This is a genomic window from Mycobacterium sp. NTMscope_MAC_269 (assembly GCF_976985695.1).
In genome coordinates this window covers 1,953,964-1,974,587 of the sequence record NZ_OZ335668.1, presented here as the reverse complement: position 1 = coordinate 1,974,587, position 20,624 = coordinate 1,953,964, and the positions used below count along the sequence as shown (strand labels likewise).

Genomic DNA, 20,624 nt, shown 5'->3' with positions numbered 1-20,624 from the left:
AATCAGTTCGGTTGGTAGCGCTTTGGTAGTACCTCGATCGGCGCCGAAATGGCCTCTCCGGGGGCCAGCTCACCGGAGTCGGGCAAATCCGGCATCAACCTGGCCGTGGACGTGTCGGTGATCGCCGTGAAGTTGTCCCGCACCTTCTCGATGGTGAGATCGGCGTCGTATGTGCCCGTCGTCTGACCGAACACCCGAATGCCCACGTTTCCCCCGCCCGCCTCGAGGTTGGCTCCGGATACCGGGCAATTCTCGTGAACCAGGAACGCCACCGCCGGTGACACCAGACCAGTCGGGAAGTGATCCTCCATCAGCTTGGTGAAGGCGGATGGGTTGTTGAAATGCCGCACGGCACTGGTGTTGGCGGCCGGCCCCAACGCGTTGACCTTGATGCCCAGCGGCGCCCCTTCGACGGCGAGACCGCGTGTGAGCCCGAAGATTCCGCCCTTGGCCGCACCGTAGATGGAAAGATTTTCCAATCCGAACATCGCCCCGGAGGTGGTGTTCACAATCCGGCCGTAACCGGCGTCCCGCATGTGGGGCCACGCCGCTCGGCACATCCACACGGTTCCCATCAGGTGCACGTCGATGACGTTGCGGATGTCGGCGTCGGAGATCTCGTCGAACTGCGCCATGAAGCAGACTCCGGCATTGTTCACCAGGATGTCGAGGCGGCCCCACACGTCCAGCGCGGTCTGGACGACTTGGCGCGCGCTATCCTGATCGGCGACGCTGTGCAGATCCGGCACCGCGTCACCGCCCGCCGCGCAGATTTCGTCGGCGACCTGCTCGGCGTTGGCCCGCAGAATGTTTCGGCCGTCAGGCCCGACGCCGAGGTCGTTGACGACGATTTTGGCTCCTCGCTGGGCAAGCAGCTTGGCGTGTGAGCGACCCAGGCTGGGCTCCTGGCCGCCGGCCCCGGTGACGATCGCGACCCTTCCGTCGAACCGAAGATCGGTCATGACCTCTCCGTGGCGAGGATCCGCAGCGCCGCCCATCCGACGCCGTGGTCGCGTGCCATGGGCAGATCGTCCAAGTCGACCTCGGCACTTTCCCGCGGGTCACGCTGTTGCGCCATGCCGTCTCCCATCACGGAATGTTGGTCGCCAGGAATGTCAGTGGCAGCCCCAGGATCGATACGTCGTTTTCGTCGAGGTAGGTGCCATCGCCCTCCATGTGTTGCCGGAATCGCGTTGTCGCGCCGTAGCGTTCGGCGACACCGTCGGCCGTGGCGGCTTCCGGGACACCGATGACCACGGTGAACACGCCGTCGCCGTGGCGCTCGAGGAACTCGGTCACCGAAACGGCCACATCCCCGGTCGACCCGGGAATCGGGCTGATCAGCTCGATGCCCCGATTCCAGTCGAGGTGGATGTCCAGGCCGAGCTCGGCCAGCTGCAGCGGTTGCAAGACGAATCCGAGATCGCTGAACATTTGTGCCGCGGCGGCATGCCTTTCCGGTGCCACGGCGAACACGACGTGATGGAGCGAGGGTTCTTGGTTTGCTGTCATGGTGTCAGGACTCCGCGGGGTAGCAACAAGGGGAGGTCGGTGTAGGTGACGATGCCGGGCGGAGCGGCGACGACGGCGGGAATCGCCGTGAGCGCCGGCACCGCGGTGATGGTGAGCCCCAGCATGATGTAGTCGTCCAACGTCTGGCCCTCAAAGTCCGGCGGTGGAAGGAAGCTCAGTGTGGTCTTTATCGTCGGTCGGCCTTGCACCTCGACCGTGTAGCCCATGTCCAGCGGCCAGTCCGGTTCCAGCGCTTGGCCTTTGCGCCATTGCCCGCCGATTTCGATGATCTCTCGGCCGGCCAATATCCCTTTCCAGCGAACATGGATCCCGGCGACGCAGCCCTTCGCGATGGTCCAGTCGCCGGGCAGGTGCAGATCCTCGGTGGTCTGGGCGTACTCGGCTTCGCAGCGGACTTCGTCGAGCTCGACGCCGAGGGCATCGGCGAGCAGCAACACGCCGTCGCGGAAGATGCCGGATCCTTTCTCGGTGACGGCCGGTAGGTCCGGCTGGTCGATGGGATAGCCGAAGCCCATGGGGATTTCGGTCGCCGGCGAGTTGTAGATCGTGGTATCGAAGGATTCCAGTACCGACACCTTGTCCACCCGATCCGAGAGCCCCGCGGACACGATGGTGAACAGTTGGATGAAGCCGGGGTTGATGCCGCTGCCGAAGATGCTCGATCCGCCCGCTTCGCAGGCCTGGGCGATGCGCTCCCGCCCCTTGCCGAGGAAGTGGCCGGTGATGAACTCGGCGGTCCCCACTACGTTGATGCCCGCGCCGAGGATGCGGACCAGCTCGTCGACGTCGGCGAACATCGGATTGTAGACCACGCAGTCCGGCTTGAGCGCGAGCAGCGCGTCAATGTCGTTGGTGGCCTTGACATTGAGCGGCGCGATCCCGCACAGCTCGCCGACATCGCGGCCGGCCTTCTCCGGCGACCACGCGTAACATCCGACAAGCTCCAGCGTCGGGTTGGCGGCGATCGCCCGGACCGAACTCTTGCCGACGTTACCGGTCGTCCACTGGACCACCCGATAGGTCACCGGGTCGGGCCCGTCATGGGTGCGTCGCCGCCTGCGCTTGGCGGGCGAGCCGTTCGTCGTGGATCCTGACGAGTTCGCGGAATCCGAGCCGGTGATACTTCGGTATCGGCTGGATGCCCCAGACGTCTTGCGCGGTGGCTTTGCCCTCGGCGCCCTCGGGCGGTCCGAACGGCGGGTAAGGGTACTTGCACTCCAAAGTGTCGTTGGAGTACCGGATCTTGAGGAGCTCGCTGCAGATCTGGGTCAGGCTCAAGGTCGGATAGCCGTAGTAGATCGCCATGAACGGCAGCGTGAAGGCTCCTTCGATCACGAGTGCCACCAGGCACACCAGCACGGCGCGCTTGATCCATTTGTGCATGCGCGCGTAGTAGGGCGTGGTGCCCGGCTCCAGATCGGTGGCCGGATCTCTGTCGTCGGTGGTGGACGGTGCGGAAGGACTGCTCATTGTCCTACTCCTTGTCAGTCGGAGAAGATTTCGCGGTTGACGGTGTGCAGATAGGGGATGGCGAGGAAGGGTGTGATGTAGAAGATGTCGTAGAGCCACCAACCGATGACCGGGAAGACGACACCGGCGTACCGCACGTCGGCGAACATGGTCATGTTGAACACGTAGGCCGACCAGATGACCACGCCCATCCAGCAGGTGACGACCATCCACTGATGCCCCCACCGCTTCATCTGCAAGAAGCCGATCGCCGCGGCCACCCGCATGGAGAAGACGGTGAGGATAAGGCCGGCCACATAGGCCTTTTCGCCCGGTCCCGCCGCGCCCCCGACCCACAGCTCGTTGTAATGCCAGAAATAGCCGGCGTCGAACATGTTGCCCCAGCCGACCATCAGCACGCGGTTGATCAACGTGTGGTTGGCGACCAGGTCCAGGGCCCAGCCCAGGCTGTTGAGCATTCCATCGATCAGGGTCAGGTAACCGATCAGGGTGACGATCATGGGCCGGACCGACAGGCCCGCGCGCAACGCCTGGCGCTGCAGCCATACCCCGCGCATGAAGATGGGAAACCCGATCAGACCCGGCGCCCACATACCCATCAGGGCGGCGCCGACGATCATCCACTTGTCGGCCTGGCGCTGAGCCTGGCGCGATTCGTCGTGGTGATCCTCGAGGCTGACAGACGCGTCGGCCGGATCCGGCGCTCCTCCCGAATTCCGCTTCAACAGTGGCACATTCACAGATTCCACCACCCCCGCGCAAACGACATGTAGAGCTGGATTCCGAACATCGCCAGCAGGTAGCCGTAGATGAAAATTTGGAAGATGATGAGCGCTCTTTTGCGCTTCTCCTCCTGTCGGTCCATGCCGGTTGCTCCTTTCTCTAAGACGAACTGTTCGAGGTGGCCAGGCGGGCGGCCGCGACTTCACGCAGACCGTCGGTGACCGCGCCGTCGGTGCTCAGGGGCGCGAGTATGCACGCGTCGGCCGCGTCCAATTCGGTTGCGCCGGCCGCGATCAACTGGGCCGCGGTGACCAGCACCCTGGTCGACGGCGGCTCGAAGTGGAAGGCTTCGTCGGCGGTGCGGATCGCCACCGCGCACCCGACCAATCGCCGGGCGCTGGCCAGGGGAATGCCGGATTCGGCGACGATGACGTCGGCCTCGCGGTCCGGCGGCAGATACTGCATCGCCAGCGTGACGAACCGTTGGCGGAACGACGGTTTGAGCTCCTTGAGTGAGCTGCGATACGCCGGGTTGTAGGAACACACCAGCATGAACTCGGCGGGGGCTTTCACTACCTCGCCGGCACGGTCGAGGTACAACGACCGCCGGTGGTCGGTGAGCGAATGCAGGATCGCCAACGAGTCGTGGCGAGCCTCGACGACTTCGTCGAGATAGCAGATCGCACCGGCTTTGACGGCTCGGGTCAGCGGGCCGTCGGTCCAGACGACATCGCCGCCGGTCACCATGAAGCGGCCGACGAGGTCAGAGCTGGTGAGGTCGTCGTGGCAACTGATCGTGACCACCGGCCGCTGCAGCAGCGAGCCCATGTGTTCGACGAATCGGGTTTTGCCGCACCCGGTTGGGCCCGTGAGCATCACCGGCAGGCGCCGCGCAAAAGACTGCTCGAACAGCTGGACTTCGTTGCCGTTGGCGAAATATGTCTCGGTGGTCATCTCTTCCTCATCAGGTGGCCGGCGGTCAGGCGGCGACCAGTTCGCGATGGACATGGGCCAATACCCGGGGCAATTCCTCGATGCGCCGGATCCGCTGCGACCGGCGCGGCCCGAACACCTCCGGAAGGGGATCGACTCGGGTCGGACCGACGCCCACGTAATACATCGACACCCCCGCCTCGTTGGCCTCCTCGACGGCGTGTGCGGCATCGGCCCAGGCGTAACGGCCCTCGTAGCCTTCATCGGAGATCAGCCCGTCACCGATGATGATCAGCAGGCGCCGCTCGGAGGGCTGCGCCAGCAGGCGGCTGGTCAAATGGCGAAGGGGCGCACCGAGTCTGGTGTAGCCGCGGGTGGACAGGCCCAGGCCGCTCGGCGGCACGAACCGGCGGTCTTCGAAGTCTTTCAGGCACCGCACCTCGACCCGATGACGGGTGTTGCCGGTAAACACGAATACACCATGACGTTCGCGCGCGAGTGCCATGGCACGCGAAAGCGCGTCGGCGCAGGCCAATTCGAGCTGGAACACGCGCCCACCGTGCACCCCCAACGACGAGCTGCCGTCGAGCAGCAGGGCGGTGGCGACGTCGCGGCTGCTGGGCAGCAGGTCGCGAAACACCCTCGGCTCCTTGGCCTCACCCGTCGTCAGGTCGATGTAGTGGTTGACGTATTGGTCGACGTCAAGGTCGGAGCCGTCTTCGAGGCGACTGGTCATCGCGCGGTGGGTATGTTCCTCGAACCACTTGCGGACGTCGACGGCCACCGGCACCGGACGGCGGAGGTGTCGACCCTCGGCGTGCTCGATGACGGCGACGTGGTCGTGCATGAATCGCTGTGTCCACATGTTCCATTCGGGATACGGGATCCCGGGGCGATGCTGGGGCGTGACGTCGAGGTCGTTGTCCTGCGGCCGGCTCGGCGGCGGCAGGTTGGGATTGCGGACACCCCCATCGCCGCCGACCGGGACCGAGTACGGCCGCGGGCGTCGCTTCTGCGTGGTGGTCCACGGCATCCTGCCGAAGCTGCGTCGCAGCTTGTCGGTCAATCCGTGCGGCGCCGTGTAGGCCAGCGGCAAGGCGCCCAGCAGCGCAGGGACCGTGAGTTCCTGGCCGGTCGCCGCCAATGCGATTGCCCGGTCGAGCATCTGCGTGGCAGCCATGTCCGCGGCCATGGGCTGGATTTCGGGCAGTAGCCGTCGAACCTCGGGAAAAAGGCCGGGCCACCGCGACGCGATCCAGCCGACGGCGACGCCGGCTTCGACGAGCGTGAGCGCTCGCAGTTCGCGAGCGGAGAGCTCGTTCAGGCGGTATCCGGTGATGCGTTCCTTTGATGGCGAACATTGCAGGGCCACACCGCAGGTGAGGGTTCTACGTGTCCAGTCGGACCCATAGAGGCGGGGAGCGGGGTAGGGGACATGGACGAACGTGAGCGCGGCGTTCAAGCCGAAACCTCGCCGCTCGCCGGTGACGAGCCGGACGCCCTCGCGGCGTTGCTCGCTCAGCGCGACCGCCGTCACCGCGCAACTGCGTTCCAGCGCCATGGCGTGGCCGTCGGAAGGCTCAGTCATCGGCGCGATCCCACGCGTTCCGCCTTCCCCGACCGTGGCTCAGAACGTGCCGATGTTGGAGAACAGCCAGTACCAAAACCAGATGATCAGTCCGGTGCCGCCCCACGCGGCGACGTAGCGAAGGATTTCCCATAGATAGCCCATGATGTGACTTCCTCGGTGGCGTAGTGGATTTCGGCTTGCGCATTTCAGTCGGAGAACAGTTCGCGGTTGACGGTGTGCAGATAGGGGATGGCCAGGAACGGGGTGATGTAGAAGATGTCGTAGAGCCACCAGCCAACGACGGGCAGCACGACGCCGGCGAAGCGAACGTCGGCGAACATGGTCATGTTGAAGACGTAGGTAATCCAGATGACCACGCCCATCCAGCAGGTGATGACCATCCACTGGTGGCCCCAGCGCTTCATCTGCAGGAAGCCGATGGCAGCGGCGATCCGCATGGTGAAGACGGTCAGGATGAGGCCGACCTCCAGGGCCTTTTCACCCGGACCGGCCGCGCCGCCGACCCACAGCTCGTTGTAGTGCCAGAAGTAACCGGCGTCGAACATGTTGCCCCAGCCGTTGAGCAGCACGCGGGCCAGAATGGTGTGGTTTGCCACCAGGTCGAGCGCCCACCCGACGGTGTTGATGGCGGCGTCGATGATGACGAGATAGCCGAGCAGGGTGATGAGCATGGGTCGAACGGACAGGCCGTCTCGCTGGGCCCGGCGCAACAGCCGCACTCCCCAGAGAAACAGCGGCAGCCCGAAGACGCCCAAGGCCGCGGTGCCGATCAGGAGACTTCCGGAGATAAGCCATTTGTCGGCGCGGCGCTGCGCGAGATGCGAGCGTTCCATGTGCTCGTCGATGGTCATGCCCGGCGGGGCGGAACCGGGCGATCGGGTGGCTGCACCTGTCTCGGTATCGCGTTGATGCAGCTTCGGCAAATTCACGAATTCTCCCCGCCATCGACACTGATTGGATCGGCCCGTGAACTATAACAGGCTGACTGCAGTCAGCAGAAGACGTCGGCATCATCGGCCGTGATCGCGCCGCGAGGTCCGCCGGGCGCCCTGCAGTTATCGGGTACCACAGGACTAATTGTCCCGAGCCGCGCCGCCGCGAGTGTCGCATCAACCGCGCGACCATACTGACGAAAGTCAGCTGGTAATCGTTGACACACCCTTTGGCGGGCGCCTACGCTCAGCGAGCGCTCAGGCGTTCTGGCCATGCAAAGGAGTAGCGATGACGCTCAAGTCGCCGGCCGAGAAGAAATATCGCGTAATCCAGTGGGGCGTCGGCAATGTCGGGACCATAGCGCTGCGTCATTTTGTGCACAACCCCGCCTACGAACTGGTCGGGGTCCTGTGCAATCGTCCGGAGAAGGTCGGCAAGGACGCCGGTGAGCTCTGCGGCAAACCGCCGACCGGCGTTCGGGCGACCACCGACAAGGCGGCCATCGAGGCACTCGACGCCGATTGCGTGTTCTATGCGCCGTTGTGGTCTGACCCCGACGAAGTGTGCCGCTTACTGCGCGGCGGTAAGAATGTCGTCGCGTCGGGCGGCGCGTGGTGGTATCGGACCGAGCACAGTCAGGCCGACATCGACAAGATCGATGCCGCATGCCACGAGGGCGGCACGTCGTTCCACGCGGGCGGCGTCAACCCGGGGTTCGCCGGGGACCTGCTCGTCCTGACGCTGGCCCGAATCGTCAGTCAGATCGACACGATTCACATCTACGAGGTGGTGAACTTCGGGCGGGACACCCTGAAATACCTTTATGAGATGGGGATGGGCAGCGACCCGGCCGGGTTCGAGGATGGCCCAAACCTGTTGGGGCAGGCATGGCCGTTGTTCGCCCAGTCGATGGCGATGGTGGTCGAGGGCATGGGTAAAACCGTCGAAAAATACACGACCGAGGTGGACCTCGGGACTGCCACCCGCGACATCCCCTTCGAGGGAGGCGAGAGCAGCGACATGCCGGGCTTCAAGGGCGTGATCAAGAAGGGCACTGTCGCCCGCCAGCATCACAAGTGGACGGCGTGGGTGGACGGTAAGCCGCTGATCGTCTTTCACGAGATCTACACGATGGATACCTTCGATGCTATTGAACCGCAGGAGGATTGGCCCCAGCATTACCACTACCGCATTGTGATCGAGGGCGATTCCTCCACCGAGTTGATCCTGCAGGGAGCGCAGGACCCGAACGGCGGCTACGCGCTGCCCGGATACACCTGGACCGCGATGGGCCCCGCGAATGCCATTCCGGCGGTCTGTGACGCTCCTCCGGGGTTCATGTCCCACCAGGAACTCGGGCTTATGCCCCTGCGCGGCGTCATACGGCCCTAGCGCCGGGTCAGGGCTTCAAACTTCGCAACGTCCTCGCGACGTAGTCTTCCAGCAGCGTGTGGCCCGTCGGCCAGTGGTTGGTGGTGATCAACAGGGCGTAGAGGCCCAGCAAGAAGAACACCGCACTGTTCATGGGGTTGACGCCCCGATCCGTCTCTCCGCGCTCCTGCGCCTGCGCGATTTCCTGGGCGACCAAGACGATCAACGGGTGATCCCTGCCGTCCTCGGTCTGGGGACGGGTCTGGGAGAAGTGCAGCGCGAGAAAGTCATTGAAGAGCCGATCGCCCAGCCGGCGTTCCAGCCCGACCACGAGGCGGACCGCCTCATTCAATGCGGAAGCAAGGTCGTGCTTGGACTTCAAGGATTGGGCGAACTGCTTGGCGATGCGATCCTCTTCGCGGCGCTCGAGCTCCAGCAGCACATGTTCCTTGGTGGGGAAGTGGAAGAAGAAGGTCCCGTGCGCGACGCCCGCGGCGGCCACGATGGCACTGACATCCGCCTCCGCCATGCCGGCGCGGGCGAACTCCGCGATCGCGGCGCCCATCAAACGCTCCCTCGTCTGCAGGCGCTTCGCTTCACGTGCCGACAGCCGATCCGTCACAGCCATTTCATTCCTCACAGTTGACCCGACTCATGCGAGAGTTGCAGGGCTCAACGCCTCATTATGCCGTGTTCGCATCAGAAAGGCTTGCATAACTTGATCATTCTTGGACAAATGACCGCGCTACGGATATCGATCGCCCAAGTTCGTTGACTTTAGTCAGCTTGGTTCATAGATTGAACGGCGCACCCCACGCGCGATCGAAGGAGCTCGGCATGGCGTTGGAACAGTTCCGGCTTGATGGGCAGGTCGCGATCGTCACGGGCGCCGGCAAGGGTGTCGGGGCGGGCATCGCCCGGGTGCTGGCGGAGGCGGGCGCCACAGTAGTCGGGACCGCGCGCACCGAGGCGGATATCGTCGGCACGATTGAGGGCATCGAGGCCGCGGGCGGCAAGGGGTTGGCGCTCGTGGCCGACGCGATGAGTCGTCCCGATTCAGAGCGCGTCGTGAACACCGCGGTGGAACGGTTCGGCCGCATCGACATTCTCGTCAACAATGTCGGCGGCTCCACGTATGCACGGTTTTTGGACATCACCGACGAGGACTTCCGGCACACCTTCGACTGGTGCGTGACATCGGCGTTCATCATGAGCCAACTCGTCGCCCCACACATGCTCAGTGCTGGACGCGGATCCATCGTCAACATCTCGTCCGGGTCCGCCCGGTTCGGCATCCGTGCGTTGACCGCCTACTGCGTCGCGAAGGGCGGCCTCGAGGCGCTCACCCGCGCCATGGCACAGGAACTCGCGCCGAAGATCCGCGTCAACGCCATCGCGTTGGGGTCGTTCGCCACCGATGGGCTGCGGGGCAGCCTGGACTTGATGCCCGGGTCACTGGAGAAAATGCAGGAGGCCACACCGCTGCATCGGCTCGGTGATGTCGAGGACCTCGGCCGGCTGACGGTGTATCTGTGCACCCGCGACTGCTACGCGACGAACGCGACCTTCCACGTCGACGGCGGCATCGACTCGAACAATTCGCCACTGCCAATCCCCGATTACTGACCTGGACTGCGATGCAACGCGTCATGATGGGTCATCGCCCGCGGTCGGAAGGATGAGGGTAAGTGCGCAGAGTCATACAGTTCTCCACCGGAAATGTGGGCCGGCATTCGTTGCGGGCCATCATCGGCCGACCGGATCTGGAACTCGTCGGCGTGCACGCCGCCAGCGCCGACAAGATAGGCAAGGACGCGGCGCAGCTCTGCGGGCTGGACGAACCGACCGGCATCATCGCCACCGACGATATCGACGCGCTGCTCAACCTTGGTGCCGATTGCGTCGTCTACACCTCGCAAGGTGAGACGCGGCCGATGGAAGCCCTCGAACAGATGGCCAAGTTCCTCACGGCGGGCGTCAACGTGGTTGGCACGTCGATGGTCTGGCTGGTGACGCCCCGCCATGCCGACGATTGGTTGCGGGAGCCCTTGGAGCGTGCGTGCGCGTCCGGCAACGCCTCGCTCTACGTCAACGGCATCGACCCCGGCTTCTCCGGCGATACGCTGGTGCATTCGGCGGCCAGCCTGACCACGCGGATCTCATCGATCACCGTACAGGAGATCTTCGACTACGGAAACTACGATGATGCCGAGTTCACCGGTGCGGCAATGGGTTTCGGAACTACACGGGACGACGAATCGCCGATGATGTTTTTACCCGGAGTGATCGTCGCGATGTGGGGTGGCCAGGTCCGCAGCTTGGCCGACCATCTCGACATCAAGCTCGACGACGTGCGCCAGCGCTGCGAACCGTGGTACACCCCCGAGCGCATCCAGTGCACGATGATGACGGTCGAGCCCGGACAGATGGCCGCGGTCCGATTTGCCACCGAGGGTGTGCGCGACGGCGAACCGGTCATCACCCTCGAGCACGTCACCAGGCTCACCTCGGCCGCCGCGCCCGACTGGGAGTTCCCGCCCGAAGGCCACACCGGTGTGCACCGCGTCGTCGTGGAGGGCGAACCGCGGGTGGAGATCAACACCCACGTATCCCACCCCCTCTACGACTCCACCGACGCCGGCTGCATCTCGACGGCCGGTCGGGCCGTCAACGCGATCGACTGGGTGTGCCGCGCACCCCAAGGGCTGATCGGGGTGGAGGACATCCCATTGTCCGCGACGATGCGCGGGCTGATGTGGAACGAGCAGTGAACTGACGGCCTCAGCTCCAGGACGCGTTGCCGGGAAACGCATTCTGATCACCGGCGCCGCCCGCGGCATGGGCCGCGGCCATGCGCTGCGGCTTGCGCAAGAGGGTGCGGACCTCATCCTCGTCGACATCTGCCGATCCCTGCCGCAGATCGAGTATCCGTTGGCCACTGAGGGTGACCTGGCCGAAACGGTAAGACTTGTAGGTGATTTCGGTCGCCGCTGTGTGAGCCGCGTCGTCGATGTCCGTGACGAGGCGCAACTGCGATCCGCGGTCGATGAGGGAGTCGGCGAGCTGGGCGGACTGGACGGCGCGGTCGCCAACGCCGGTGTGCTCACGGTGGCGTCGTGGGACAAGACAACCGCCGAGCAATGGCGCACGGTGGTCGACGTGAACCTGATCGGTGTCTGGAACACCTGTGCGGCCGCGTTACCGCATCTGCTCGAGCAGGGCGGGGGCAGCCTGGTCACCGTCAGCTCCGCCGGCGCCATCAAGGGATTCCCGCTGCAGACGCCCTACACAGCGGCCAAGCACGGTGTCGTCGGGTTGACGTTGGCCCTGGCGAACGAACTCGCGGCACAGAACGTGCGCGTCAACACCGTGCTGCCCACGGGCGTCCCCACCGGCATGGTCCCACCGTCGTTCGGGCCGCTGTTGGGGGAGCAGCGGTCCGATCTCATTCCCATCTTCGTCAACGCGATGCCCACGCCGGCCGTCGAGCCCGCCGACGTCAGCAGCGCGGTGCTGTTCCTGCTCTCGGACGAGTCCAGATACGTGACCGGGCTGGAGTTCAAGGTCGACGCGGGCGTCACGATCAACTGACGGTTCGGGCGAAACGCCGCAACGGCGTCCGCGCGGGTTTGCGTGTTCGTATCGCGGGTGGCCGGGGTACGGGATACAAATGGCTGAACTCACAAAGGAGGGTTCATGACAACGGTCCCGATTTCCGCGATCGGTCTGACGGCCACCGCGATGTTGCTCAGCGCCGCGATGGTGGGCTGTGGCCAGGGCAAGAACCCGTCGGCGTCATCGGACTCGGCCCCGTCGTCGAACACGGCGATCTCCTCGAGCCCCTCGCCCGCGCCGGGCTACAGCTCCCTGCTGATCAAGCCCGCCGACGTCGGCCCCCACGCCAGCGCCGACGGGCCGCCCAGTCAGAACCCGGGCGGCATCGTCGGCGTGGGGCAGGTCTTCAAGAATCCCGACGGCAAGCGCACCATCGTCGATACGATCGCGGTCTTTCCCGATGCAGCGACCGCCGACCAGACGGCGGCGAACATGCGCGACGTCGTCGGCAAGAAGGTCAGCGGCGAGCAGCAGCCCATCGACGTCGGCTCAAACGGGTTCATGGTGATCGGTCAGAGCGCCGATCCGGCCAATCCGATGGAGATCTCCGAGGCGGTATTCGTCGAGGGTAGAGCCATGGTGGACCTGGAAATCGACTGTGTCACAGGCAATCCCACGCCAGCAGAGGTCCTGCTCGACCTCGCCCGCAAACAGGACGCTGCGGTCAAGGCGGGCCTGCCCGCTAGCTGAGCGGTCGTCCCGTCACAGCGGCCAGGCGTCCGGCTGCAGCGTGTAGCGCAGTTCGGCCGCCGGGGGCAATGGCCGTCGCTCGTCGACCGATATCGCATCGACGACAAGGGCGACATAGCGTCGCCATCCATCGCTGTCCGAATCCATCGTCGAGAGCACGCTGAAGAGCATCGCGATCAGTCGGGGCAGGTCGTCGCTGACCAGATCGGCGCGGATCCTGCCGAGTCGCTGGCCTTCGCGCGCGAGCTCGCCGAGCGCGGCGTTGAGCGACACCGAGATGTCGGACGTGAGGGATCCGGCCCGGCGCGCGGCGGCGAGCAGGCTGTGTTCACGGGCGCCCAGCGATATCGCCGCTTCGATCAGCTGGGTCAGGCCACGTAGTGGATCCTTCGCGCGGCGGGCGCTGTCGATCACCGGGGTGAGATCCTCGGCGATGCTCTGTTCCAGCGCCGCCAGGACGAGGTCCGCCTTCGCGGGGAACCTGCGGTAGAGGGTTCGTTCTCCGACGCCGGCCCGGCGGGCGACCGCCTCCACCGGGGCGTCGGGACCCAACTCGCCGTAGACCTCGCGCGCCGCGCGCAGTATGCGCTCGACGTTGCGCGCCGCGTCAGCCCGTAACGGCCGGTCTTCCACCGCGGTCATTGAGACAGCGTAACTGACAGTTGACTACCGACAAGGGTCGCTTTACGCTCTATAACTGGCAGATACCTGACACTTAACGGGAAACGCGGCTTATGTCAATATCTTTCGAGACGTCCAATTCCTGCTCTGATGCCGAGCTTCCGGCACTGCCCGTACCGCGCCCCGCGCAGTGCCCGCTCGCTACGCCGGTGGAGTTCGCGACCTGGCGGGACGAGCCCGGATTGCGTCAGGCGATGTTCCATGGCAACCCGGTCTGGGTGGTGAGCCGCTACCGGGACATCAGGGCGGCGCTGGTCGATCCGCGCCTGTCCGCGAAGACCATTCCGGAGTCCATCATGCCCACGGACGCCGACAACAAAGTCCCGGTGATGTTTGCGCGCACCGACGATCCCGAACATCATCGGATCCGGCGAATGATGACCGGCAACTTCACCTTCAGACGTTGCGAATCGATGCGGCCCCAGATTCAGGAGATGGTCGACCATTTTCTCGACGAAATGATCGACACCGGTCCACCGGCGGACCTCGTGCGTGAATTCGCCTTGCCAGTACCATCATTGGTGATCGCGCTGCTGCTGGGAGTGCCGCCCGAAGATCTGGAGCTCTTCCAGCACAACACCACCGCCGGGCTCGACCAGAAGACATCCGACGCGGAAAAGGGCCAGGCCTTCGGGGCGATGTACGCCTACATCCAGGAGTTGGTTCAACGCAAGGAGCGCGAACCCGGCGACGATCTGATCAGCCGGCTGATCACCGAATACGTCGCAACCGGCCAACTCGATCACGCGACGACGGCGATGAACAGTGTGATCATGATGCAGGCCGGTCACGAGACCACCGCTAACATGATCTCGTTGGGAACGGTTGCGCTGCTACAGCATCCGGCCGCCTTCGAGAGGCTGGGCGAAACCGACGATCCCGCCGTCATCGCCAACATCGTCGAAGAGCTGATGCGCTATCTGAGCATCGTGCACAGCCAGGTCGACCGCGTGGCGACCGAAGATCTGGTGATCGGTGGCCAGTTGATCCGCGCCGGAGAATTCGTGATGATGAACCTGCCCGCCGGAAACTGGGACACCGAATACGTCAACGATCCAGAGCGCTTCGACATCGATCGGAACACGCGCGGGCACTTGGGTTTCGGATACGGCGTGCATCAATGCATCGGAGCCAACCTGGCCCGCGTCGAGATGCAAGTCGCGTTCGCCACCCTCGCCCGGCGGCTGCCCGAGCTGAAGCTGGCCGTTCCGCCGGAGGAGTTGCGTTTCAAACACGCCGACATCTACGGCATGAAAGAGCTTCCGGTCACCTGGTGATGGCGAGCATGCCGCTGCGGTTCGACCAACAGGTAGCCGTGATCACAGGCGCCGCCGGGGGATTGGGCAAGGAGTATGCGCTGCTTCTCGCGTCGCGCGGAGCACGCGTCGTGGTCAACGACACCGGCGGGTCGGTGACCGGGGCCGGCTCGAACGCCGGGGCGGCGGACGCCGTCGTGGAGGAGATCCGAAACCGGGGCGGTGAGGCGATCGCCGACAGTCACAGCGTGACGAATCCCGATGGTGCGCAGGCGATTGTCGATACCGCCCTGCGCACCTGGGGGCGCGTCGACATCGTGATCAACAACGCGGGAATCGTCGGCGACGCACCGTTCGAGGACATGACCGCCGAGCGGCTCGAACCACTGGTCGACGTGCATCTGAGGGGCGCGTTCTATGTGACACGTCCCGCGTGGACGGTGATGCGCCAGCAACGGTACGGCCGCGTGCTCAACACCTGCTCGGCCGCGGGAATCCTTGGCGCCGAACGCATGAGCAACTATGGGGCGGCGAAAACCGGATTGGTGGGCTTGACGCGGGTGCTCGCGGCCGAAGGCGCCGCGCACGGCATCAAGGTCAACGCCATTTCCCCGATCGCCTATACGCGGATGTTGACGCATTCGCTCGACGCGGCCACCGGTCAGCATGCCGCCGACAATGATGCGGCGTCACAGGCGGTGCTGAATGACCTTGTCGGCCAATACCTCCAGAAGCTGGACCCCACGCAGGTCGCGCCCGTCGCGGCCTTCCTGGCCCACCGAGACTGCCCCGTTTCCGGTGAGATCTACACGGTGGGTGCGGGCCACGTCGCACGCTTTTTCATTGGCAGGACAAAGGGTTTTTACCGCCCCGGCCTCTGCATCGAGGACGTGCGCGATCACCTCGACGAGATCCGCGACGAGGCCGGATACACCGTTCCGGGCGGGCCCGGCGACGAGATGAGCGAGCTCTTCGCGAGCATCATGGGCGGACTCAGCAGCTGAACGCCGCACCGGTCCCGTCCGGCGGCGGCACCGATTTCAGACAGCCAAAGGGTTCGATGCCGACGGGCGCAAAACGCACCGCGGACTGATGCGCGTAGTTCACGCAAAACACGCCTGCTTGGTCGGCGCGGCACCGATAGTCACCGAAGGACAGCGAATCCCCGTTGGCCAATTCCGGTCCGTTGCCGTTGACGAACGGACCGGGGTCGGCGCGGGCGGCACCCACCTGTAGGTGCACCCCGTCGAAGGTGACCCACCCGCCCTGCCAGTCGCCGTAGGCCGTCGCGGGCGCCGGCGGCGGCGCGTTCAGGTGCACCAGGCAGATCAGGGCGCCGCCGGTGTGTGCGGCGTCCGTCATGCAGGAGACTTTGCCGCCCACACCCGCCAAAGCGATGTCGTCACCGAGCGGCGTGGCCACACCGTCGCGGGTGGCCGTGTGGTAGCGGGCCGGATCGGTGGGGTGGGCCGCCGCTATCCACGCGATGACGTCGGAGACCGCGGAGCCGGGGGCCGGCGCCGCGGCCGTTCCCGGCGGTTTGCCTCCCGACGGGCCGGCGGCGGGCCCGGCGGATGACGGGGTGGCGCCGGGCGTCGACTCCGAGTGGCCGCCGGTGGTGTGTGAGCACCCCGCGACCAGTAACGACGCGGCGATCATCGCAGCTATCCGCATGCAGTCAGGCTAACCGCCGCGCCGGGCAAATAAGGCGCTGCGCGCGCGTTACGGCCGTCATGTCGGTTACCGTCGGGTTATGCATGACCGGACTGTCCGCGCACGCACGGCCATCGGCACCGTCGAGGGCTTCACCCGCGACGGGGTCAATCGCTGGCGGTCGATCCCGTATGCCCGTCCACCGGTGGGCGACCTGCGCTTCCGGGCGCCGCAGCCGGCGGTGCCGTGGTCGGGCGTGCGGCACTGCCACGGTTTCGCCAATTGCGCGCCCCAGCAGCGCCGCTACACCCTGCTCGGTCTGTCGGGTCTGGGCGGCCGCTATCAGCCGATGAGCGAGGACTGCCTCACCCTCAACGTCGTGGCACCCGAGCGCGCCGCGGAGGGGCCGCTACCGGTGATGGTCTTCATTCACGGCGGCGGTTACTTCCTGGGCAGCTCGGCGACACCGCTCTACGACGGCGCGGCGCTGGCGCGCCGCGGATGCGTGTACGTGTCCGTGAACTACCGGCTGGGCGCGCTGGGATGTGTGGATTTCTCGTCGCTATCGACTCCCGATATCACCATTGACAGCAACCTGTATCTGCGCGATCTGGTGCTGGCGTTGCAGTGGGTGCGCGACAACATCGCCGGATTCGGCGGTGACCCGGACAAGGTGACGATTTTCGGTGAGAGCGCGGGCGCGTGTATCACCGCCTCCCTGCTGGCGGTGCCGGCCGCTAAAGGACTTTTCGCCCAAGCGATTTCGGAGAGCCCCGCTTCGGGCTTGGTGCGCTCGAAGGAGGTTGCCGCCGAATTTGCGAACCGCTTCGCCGGCCTGCTGGGCGTGCGCAAGCAGGACGCGGCCGACGCGCTGATGCGGGCATCCGCGGCACAACTGGTAAAGACCCAACACGCATTGATCGACGAGGGCATGCAGAACAGGCTGGGCGCCTTCCCGATTGGTCCGGTCGTCGGGGATGACGTGCTGCCGATGGATCCCGTGGAGGCGATGCGGCGCGGTGAGGCGCATCCGGTACCCCTCATCGTGGGCACCAACGCCGAAGAGGGTCGGTTGTTCACCCGGTTCCTGGCGATGCTGCCCACCAACGAATCGATGGTCGAAGAGCTGCTGGCCGAGGCGGAACCCGCTATCCGCGAACGCATTACCGCCGCGTACCCGGAGTACCCCGAGCGGGCGGCATGCATCCAGCTCGGCGGTGACTTCGCCTTCGGATCGGCGGCATGGCAGATCGCCGAAGCCCACGGCACGCACGCGCCGACCTACCTCTACCGGTATGACTACGCCCCGCGCACGTTGCGCTGGTCGGGTTTCGGCGCCACCCATGCCACCGAGTTGTTGGCCGTCTTCGACGTCTACCGCACCAGATTCGGCGCGCTGCTGACCGCGGCGGCGGACCGGCGGGCCGCGCTGCGGGTCAGCAACCAAGTGCAACGGCGTTGGCGCGCCTTCAGCCGCACCGGTGTTCCGGGTGAGGATTGGCCCCGCTACGACGCGGACGATCGCGCCGTGATGGTCTTCGACCGCAAATCCCGGGTCGAGTTCGATCCGCACCCGCACCGCCGGATGGCGTGGGACGGCTTCTCACTCGCGCAGTGACCTGGCACGCTAACCCTCATGCATGCCGAGACCGAGCAAGTCATCGAAACCCCCAGTGATCTCACGGCCTCCTGGTTGGCCGCAGTGATCGGCACCGCTCCCATCGCCGAATTCTCGGTCGAACGCATCGGCACCGGCCAGATGAGCGAGTGCTACCGAATCCGGCTCACCTACGCCGACGCCGGCGGGGGGCCCGGGTCGGTGGTGCTCAAGGTTGCGGCCACCGACCCGGTGAGCCGACAGACCGGGCTGGCCCTGGGACTCTACGAGCGGGAGGTCCGCTTCTACGGCGACATCGCTCCGCGGCTGGGCGGGCCGATCGCGCCCTGCTACCACGCGGCGGTCGACACCTCGACGGGAGTGTTCGACCTGCTGCTGGGCGACGCCGGTCCGGCCGTGGTCGGCGACGAAATCGCCGGCGCCACAATCGAACAGGCGCGCCTGGGTGCCGTCGAGTTGGGCCGGCTGCACGGGCCGCTGCTCGGCGACGTCTCGCTGGCCGAAGCGCCGTGGCTCAACCGCGAAGCGCCCTTGAACCAGGCGATGATCACACCGCTGTACGCGGGATTCATCGACCGCTACGGCGACCAGATCGCGCCGGAACATCGCGTGGTGTGCGAACGCCTGGTGGCCACGTTCGACGCCTACCTCGCTCAAGAAGCGCAGGCGTCACAGCAGGGTGGCATCCAGGGCCTGGTGCACGGTGACTACCGGTTGGACAACATGTTGTTCGGTACCGCCGGCGCCGACCGCGCGCTGACGGTGGTCGACTGGCAGACCGTGTCGTGGGGCCCGGCACTGACCGACCTTGCCTACTTCCTCGGGTGCGCGCTGCCCACCGCGGACCGCCGGGAGCACTACGACGCGCTGCTGAGCGCCTACCACGAGGCGCTGGGTCCCGCCGCGCCGCTGACCCTGGCCGACGTCGCCGACGGCGTGCGCCGGCAAAGCTTTTTCGGCGTGATGATGGCGATCGTCTCCTCGATGCTGGTGGAGCGCACCGACCGTGGTGACCAGATGTTCATGACGATGCTGCGGCGGCACTGCGATCATGTCCTCGACACCGACGCACTGGCGACGCTGCCGGCCGCGGTGGCACCCGAGCCGCTGCAACCCTCGCCCGAGGATGAACTCGCCCACGATCCCACCGCCGAGCCGCTGTGGAGCGAGAGTTGGTACGCCGACTTCGCCGACACCGCACAGGGATTGGGCGGCTGGTTTCGCCTCGGCCTGGTTGCCAACGAGCAAACCGCATGGGTGCACGTGCTGCTGTGCGGCCCCGACATGCCGACGGTCGCCGTCGACGCGCAGGTTCCGCTGCCGTCGGACCCGTGGACGGTGCGCAGCGACGAGTTCGAGCTCGGCCATTCCGCCGGTACACCATTGCAGAGCTACCGTGTCGACGTGCGCGCGCGGGCGCAGGCGTACGCCGACCCGGCGGCGCTGTTACGCGGAGAACCCGGCACGCCCGTCGAGATGACCATGAACCTGGTGTGGGACACCGACGGCACCCCGTACAAGTACGGGCTGACGACGCGGTACGAAATTCCCTGCACCGTCTCGGGCACCGTCACGATCGAGGACACCAACTACCGCCTCGACGCGGTTCCCGGCCAGCGCGATCACTCCTGGGGGGTACGCGATTGGTGGAGCATGGATTGGATTTGGAGCGCGCTGCACCTCGACGACGGCACCCATCTGCACGGCGTCAACATCCGGATTCCCGGCGCACCGGCGTTCAGCATCGGCTACACCCAGGGCGCCGACGGCCGGGTCGCCGAGCTGCAGACCGTTGACTCACGAGAGTCCTTCGCCGACAACGGGTTACCCGTGGACGCGACGCTGACGCTCGGCCCGGGGGAGATCACCGCCACCGTGAACGTCCGCGGCCAGGCGCCGGTCCGGCTCGTCGCCGCCGACGGGCGCGTCAGCCAGTTCCCACGCGTCTGGGCCACGATCACCACCGCCGACGGGCGCGCCGGTGTCGGCTGGCTGGAATGGAACCGCAACCTCGGCGAACACACTTAGGTGAGCGGATCGGCTCCCGTCGTCGTGATGGGCGTATCCGGGTCGGGCAAGTCGACCGTCGGGGCGGCGCTCGCGCGACGTATGCGGGTCCCGTTCGTCGACGCCGACACCCTGCACCCGGCCGCCAACGTCGCCAAGATGGCGGCGGGGGATCCGCTCGACGACGACGACCGCTATCCCTGGCTGGACGCGGTGGGCGAATGGCTCGCGGCTCACCGCGACGGCGGGGTGGCGAGCTGTTCGGCGCTGAAAAGGACGTATCGCGACCAGCTGCGCGCGCATTGCCCGGGCGTCGAGTTCCTGCATCTGTCCGGTTCGGCGGAACTCATCGCCGGCCGGCTGGCGGCCCGGACCGATCACTTCATGCCCGTCGCGCTGCTGCGCTCGCAATTGGACACACTGCAGACCCTCGGCCCCGACGAGGCCGGCATCACCGTCGATGCCGGACGCGAGGTGGACGAGATCATCGGTGAGGTCCTCAATCAACGTCGCTAGCTGCGACCAACGGACGGGTAGCATTGTGCTACAA

At 65.9% G+C, this 20,624-nt stretch carries 23 protein-coding genes; 10 read left to right on the top strand and 13 right to left on the bottom strand.

Annotated elements, in window-relative coordinates:
- Positions 1-2 precede the first annotated feature (2 nt).
- The 10 genes from ACZ50Z_RS09305 to ACZ50Z_RS09260 form a co-directional block, all read right to left on the bottom strand.
- Positions 3-962 (bottom strand): SDR family NAD(P)-dependent oxidoreductase, encoded by a 960-nt coding sequence (locus ACZ50Z_RS09305; RefSeq protein WP_464483290.1) that lies wholly within the window; start codon positions 960-962, stop codon positions 3-5.
- Positions 959-1,090 (bottom strand): hypothetical protein, encoded by a 132-nt coding sequence (locus ACZ50Z_RS09300; RefSeq protein WP_464483289.1) that lies wholly within the window; start codon positions 1,088-1,090, stop codon positions 959-961. Before ACZ50Z_RS09300 ends, ACZ50Z_RS09305 begins: the two co-directional genes overlap by 4 nt.
- Complete coding sequence (locus tag ACZ50Z_RS09295) at positions 1,090-1,512, bottom strand: hypothetical protein (protein WP_464483288.1); 423 nt, start codon at positions 1,510-1,512, stop codon at positions 1,090-1,092. The genes ACZ50Z_RS09300 and ACZ50Z_RS09295 overlap by 1 nt, the downstream gene beginning before the upstream one ends.
- Entirely contained in the window at positions 1,509-2,558 is a 1,050-nt protein-coding gene (locus tag ACZ50Z_RS09290) for an NAD(P)H-dependent amine dehydrogenase family protein (protein WP_464483287.1), read from the bottom strand. The genes ACZ50Z_RS09295 and ACZ50Z_RS09290 overlap by 4 nt, the downstream gene beginning before the upstream one ends.
- Before the next feature lie 13 nt (positions 2,559-2,571).
- Positions 2,572-3,003, bottom strand: a complete 432-nt coding sequence (locus ACZ50Z_RS09285; RefSeq protein WP_464483286.1) for a hypothetical protein — start codon at positions 3,001-3,003, stop codon at positions 2,572-2,574.
- A gap of 14 nt (positions 3,004-3,017) precedes the next feature.
- Positions 3,018-3,743, bottom strand: a complete 726-nt coding sequence (locus tag ACZ50Z_RS09280) for a hypothetical protein (RefSeq protein ID WP_464483285.1) — start codon at positions 3,741-3,743, stop codon at positions 3,018-3,020.
- Positions 3,740-3,868: a hypothetical protein gene (locus tag ACZ50Z_RS09275; RefSeq protein ID WP_297595131.1), complete on the bottom strand. Its 129-nt coding sequence runs from the start codon at positions 3,866-3,868 to the stop codon at positions 3,740-3,742. The genes ACZ50Z_RS09280 and ACZ50Z_RS09275 overlap by 4 nt, the downstream gene beginning before the upstream one ends.
- 17 nt (positions 3,869-3,885) lie before the next feature.
- Positions 3,886-4,680 (bottom strand): AAA family ATPase, encoded by a 795-nt coding sequence (locus ACZ50Z_RS09270; RefSeq protein ID WP_464483284.1) that lies wholly within the window; start codon positions 4,678-4,680, stop codon positions 3,886-3,888.
- Positions 4,681-4,705: 25 nt separating this feature from the next.
- Positions 4,706-6,247: a nitric oxide reductase activation protein NorD gene (locus ACZ50Z_RS09265; protein WP_464483283.1), complete on the bottom strand. Its 1,542-nt coding sequence runs from the start codon at positions 6,245-6,247 to the stop codon at positions 4,706-4,708.
- 188 nt (positions 6,248-6,435) lie between these two features.
- A complete protein-coding gene (locus ACZ50Z_RS09260) occupies positions 6,436-7,101 on the bottom strand; it encodes a hypothetical protein (protein ID WP_464486148.1) in 666 nt (221 codons plus the stop codon).
- 370 nt (positions 7,102-7,471) lie between these two features.
- Here ACZ50Z_RS09260 and ACZ50Z_RS09255 point away from each other — a divergent pair, with 370 nt between their 5' ends.
- Positions 7,472-8,575 carry an NAD(P)H-dependent amine dehydrogenase family protein gene (locus ACZ50Z_RS09255; RefSeq protein WP_464483282.1) on the top strand — a complete coding sequence of 368 codons (1,104 nt, stop codon included), beginning with the start codon at positions 7,472-7,474 and terminating at the stop codon, positions 8,573-8,575.
- Between the two features lie 7 nt (positions 8,576-8,582).
- On the opposite strand, the gene ACZ50Z_RS09250 is transcribed toward ACZ50Z_RS09255, so the two are convergent.
- Positions 8,583-9,182, bottom strand: a complete 600-nt coding sequence (locus ACZ50Z_RS09250; RefSeq protein ID WP_464483281.1) for a TetR family transcriptional regulator — start codon at positions 9,180-9,182, stop codon at positions 8,583-8,585.
- A 209-nt stretch (positions 9,183-9,391) separates the two neighbouring features.
- Here ACZ50Z_RS09250 and ACZ50Z_RS09245 point away from each other — a divergent pair, with 209 nt between their 5' ends.
- From ACZ50Z_RS09245 to ACZ50Z_RS09230, 4 genes are all read left to right on the top strand, one after another.
- Positions 9,392-10,180 carry an SDR family NAD(P)-dependent oxidoreductase gene (locus ACZ50Z_RS09245; protein ID WP_464483280.1) on the top strand — a complete coding sequence of 263 codons (789 nt, stop codon included), beginning with the start codon at positions 9,392-9,394 and terminating at the stop codon, positions 10,178-10,180.
- A gap of 62 nt (positions 10,181-10,242) precedes the next feature.
- A complete protein-coding gene (locus ACZ50Z_RS09240; protein ID WP_464483279.1) occupies positions 10,243-11,325 on the top strand; it encodes an NAD(P)H-dependent amine dehydrogenase family protein in 1,083 nt (360 codons plus the stop codon).
- Position 11,326: 1 nt separating this feature from the next.
- Entirely contained in the window at positions 11,327-12,145 is an 819-nt protein-coding gene (locus tag ACZ50Z_RS09235; RefSeq protein WP_464486147.1) for a mycofactocin-coupled SDR family oxidoreductase, read from the top strand.
- A 105-nt stretch (positions 12,146-12,250) separates the two neighbouring features.
- Positions 12,251-12,859 carry a hypothetical protein gene (locus tag ACZ50Z_RS09230; protein ID WP_464483278.1) on the top strand — a complete coding sequence of 203 codons (609 nt, stop codon included), beginning with the start codon at positions 12,251-12,253 and terminating at the stop codon, positions 12,857-12,859.
- 12 nt (positions 12,860-12,871) lie between these two features.
- Here ACZ50Z_RS09230 and ACZ50Z_RS09225 read toward each other — a convergent pair whose 3' ends face one another.
- Positions 12,872-13,501: a TetR/AcrR family transcriptional regulator gene (locus ACZ50Z_RS09225; RefSeq protein ID WP_464483277.1), complete on the bottom strand. Its 630-nt coding sequence runs from the start codon at positions 13,499-13,501 to the stop codon at positions 12,872-12,874.
- 92 nt (positions 13,502-13,593) lie between these two features.
- Between ACZ50Z_RS09225 and ACZ50Z_RS09220 the strand changes: the two genes are divergently transcribed.
- A complete protein-coding gene (locus ACZ50Z_RS09220; RefSeq protein ID WP_464483276.1) occupies positions 13,594-14,817 on the top strand; it encodes a cytochrome P450 in 1,224 nt (407 codons plus the stop codon).
- Entirely contained in the window at positions 14,817-15,800 is a 984-nt protein-coding gene (locus ACZ50Z_RS09215) for an SDR family NAD(P)-dependent oxidoreductase (protein ID WP_464483275.1), read from the top strand. Before ACZ50Z_RS09220 ends, ACZ50Z_RS09215 begins: the two co-directional genes overlap by 1 nt.
- Here the strand turns inward: ACZ50Z_RS09215 and ACZ50Z_RS09210 are convergent.
- Positions 15,790-16,470 carry a hypothetical protein gene (locus ACZ50Z_RS09210; protein ID WP_464483274.1) on the bottom strand — a complete coding sequence of 227 codons (681 nt, stop codon included), beginning with the start codon at positions 16,468-16,470 and terminating at the stop codon, positions 15,790-15,792. The two genes, ACZ50Z_RS09215 and ACZ50Z_RS09210, sit on opposite strands and share 11 nt — an antisense overlap.
- 79 nt (positions 16,471-16,549) lie before the next feature.
- On the opposite strand from ACZ50Z_RS09210, the gene ACZ50Z_RS09205 reads away from it, so the two are divergent.
- The 3 genes from ACZ50Z_RS09205 to ACZ50Z_RS09195 are packed head-to-tail and all read left to right on the top strand — an operon-like array spanning position 16,550 to position 20,590.
- Positions 16,550-18,067: a carboxylesterase/lipase family protein gene (locus ACZ50Z_RS09205; protein ID WP_464483273.1), complete on the top strand. Its 1,518-nt coding sequence runs from the start codon at positions 16,550-16,552 to the stop codon at positions 18,065-18,067.
- 18 nt (positions 18,068-18,085) lie between these two features.
- Positions 18,086-20,095 carry a DUF7064 domain-containing protein gene (locus tag ACZ50Z_RS09200; RefSeq protein ID WP_464483272.1) on the top strand — a complete coding sequence of 670 codons (2,010 nt, stop codon included), beginning with the start codon at positions 18,086-18,088 and terminating at the stop codon, positions 20,093-20,095.
- Positions 20,096-20,590, top strand: coding sequence for a gluconokinase (locus ACZ50Z_RS09195; protein ID WP_464483271.1), 495 nt, complete (start codon positions 20,096-20,098; stop codon positions 20,588-20,590).
- Positions 20,591-20,624: the final 34 nt, after the last annotated feature.

Coding starts and splice junctions, on each gene's coding strand:
- ACZ50Z_RS09305 (WP_464483290.1), bottom strand. CDS start 962: ATGACCGATCTTCGGTTCGACGGAAGGGTCGCGATCGTCACCGGGGCC.
- ACZ50Z_RS09300 (WP_464483289.1), bottom strand. CDS start 1,090: ATGGGAGACGGCATGGCGCAACAGCGTGACCCGCGGGAAAGTGCCGAG.
- ACZ50Z_RS09295 (WP_464483288.1), bottom strand. CDS start 1,512: ATGACAGCAAACCAAGAACCCTCGCTCCATCACGTCGTGTTCGCCGTG.
- ACZ50Z_RS09285 (WP_464483286.1), bottom strand. CDS start 3,003: ATGAGCAGTCCTTCCGCACCGTCCACCACCGACGACAGAGATCCGGCC.
- ACZ50Z_RS09275 (WP_297595131.1), bottom strand. CDS start 3,868: ATGGACCGACAGGAGGAGAAGCGCAAAAGAGCGCTCATCATCTTCCAA.
- ACZ50Z_RS09270 (WP_464483284.1), bottom strand. CDS start 4,680: ATGACCACCGAGACATATTTCGCCAACGGCAACGAAGTCCAGCTGTTC.
- ACZ50Z_RS09265 (WP_464483283.1), bottom strand. CDS start 6,247: ATGACTGAGCCTTCCGACGGCCACGCCATGGCGCTGGAACGCAGTTGC.
- ACZ50Z_RS09260 (WP_464486148.1), bottom strand. CDS start 7,101: ATGACCATCGACGAGCACATGGAACGCTCGCATCTCGCGCAGCGCCGC.
- ACZ50Z_RS09255 (WP_464483282.1), top strand. CDS start 7,472: ATGACGCTCAAGTCGCCGGCCGAGAAGAAATATCGCGTAATCCAGTGG.
- ACZ50Z_RS09250 (WP_464483281.1), bottom strand. CDS start 9,182: ATGGCTGTGACGGATCGGCTGTCGGCACGTGAAGCGAAGCGCCTGCAG.
- ACZ50Z_RS09245 (WP_464483280.1), top strand. CDS start 9,392: ATGGCGTTGGAACAGTTCCGGCTTGATGGGCAGGTCGCGATCGTCACG.
- ACZ50Z_RS09230 (WP_464483278.1), top strand. CDS start 12,251: ATGACAACGGTCCCGATTTCCGCGATCGGTCTGACGGCCACCGCGATG.
- ACZ50Z_RS09225 (WP_464483277.1), bottom strand. CDS start 13,501: ATGACCGCGGTGGAAGACCGGCCGTTACGGGCTGACGCGGCGCGCAAC.
- ACZ50Z_RS09220 (WP_464483276.1), top strand. CDS start 13,594: ATGTCAATATCTTTCGAGACGTCCAATTCCTGCTCTGATGCCGAGCTT.
- ACZ50Z_RS09215 (WP_464483275.1), top strand. CDS start 14,817: ATGGCGAGCATGCCGCTGCGGTTCGACCAACAGGTAGCCGTGATCACA.
- ACZ50Z_RS09210 (WP_464483274.1), bottom strand. CDS start 16,470: ATGCGGATAGCTGCGATGATCGCCGCGTCGTTACTGGTCGCGGGGTGC.
- ACZ50Z_RS09205 (WP_464483273.1), top strand. CDS start 16,550: ATGCATGACCGGACTGTCCGCGCACGCACGGCCATCGGCACCGTCGAG.
- ACZ50Z_RS09200 (WP_464483272.1), top strand. CDS start 18,086: ATGCATGCCGAGACCGAGCAAGTCATCGAAACCCCCAGTGATCTCACG.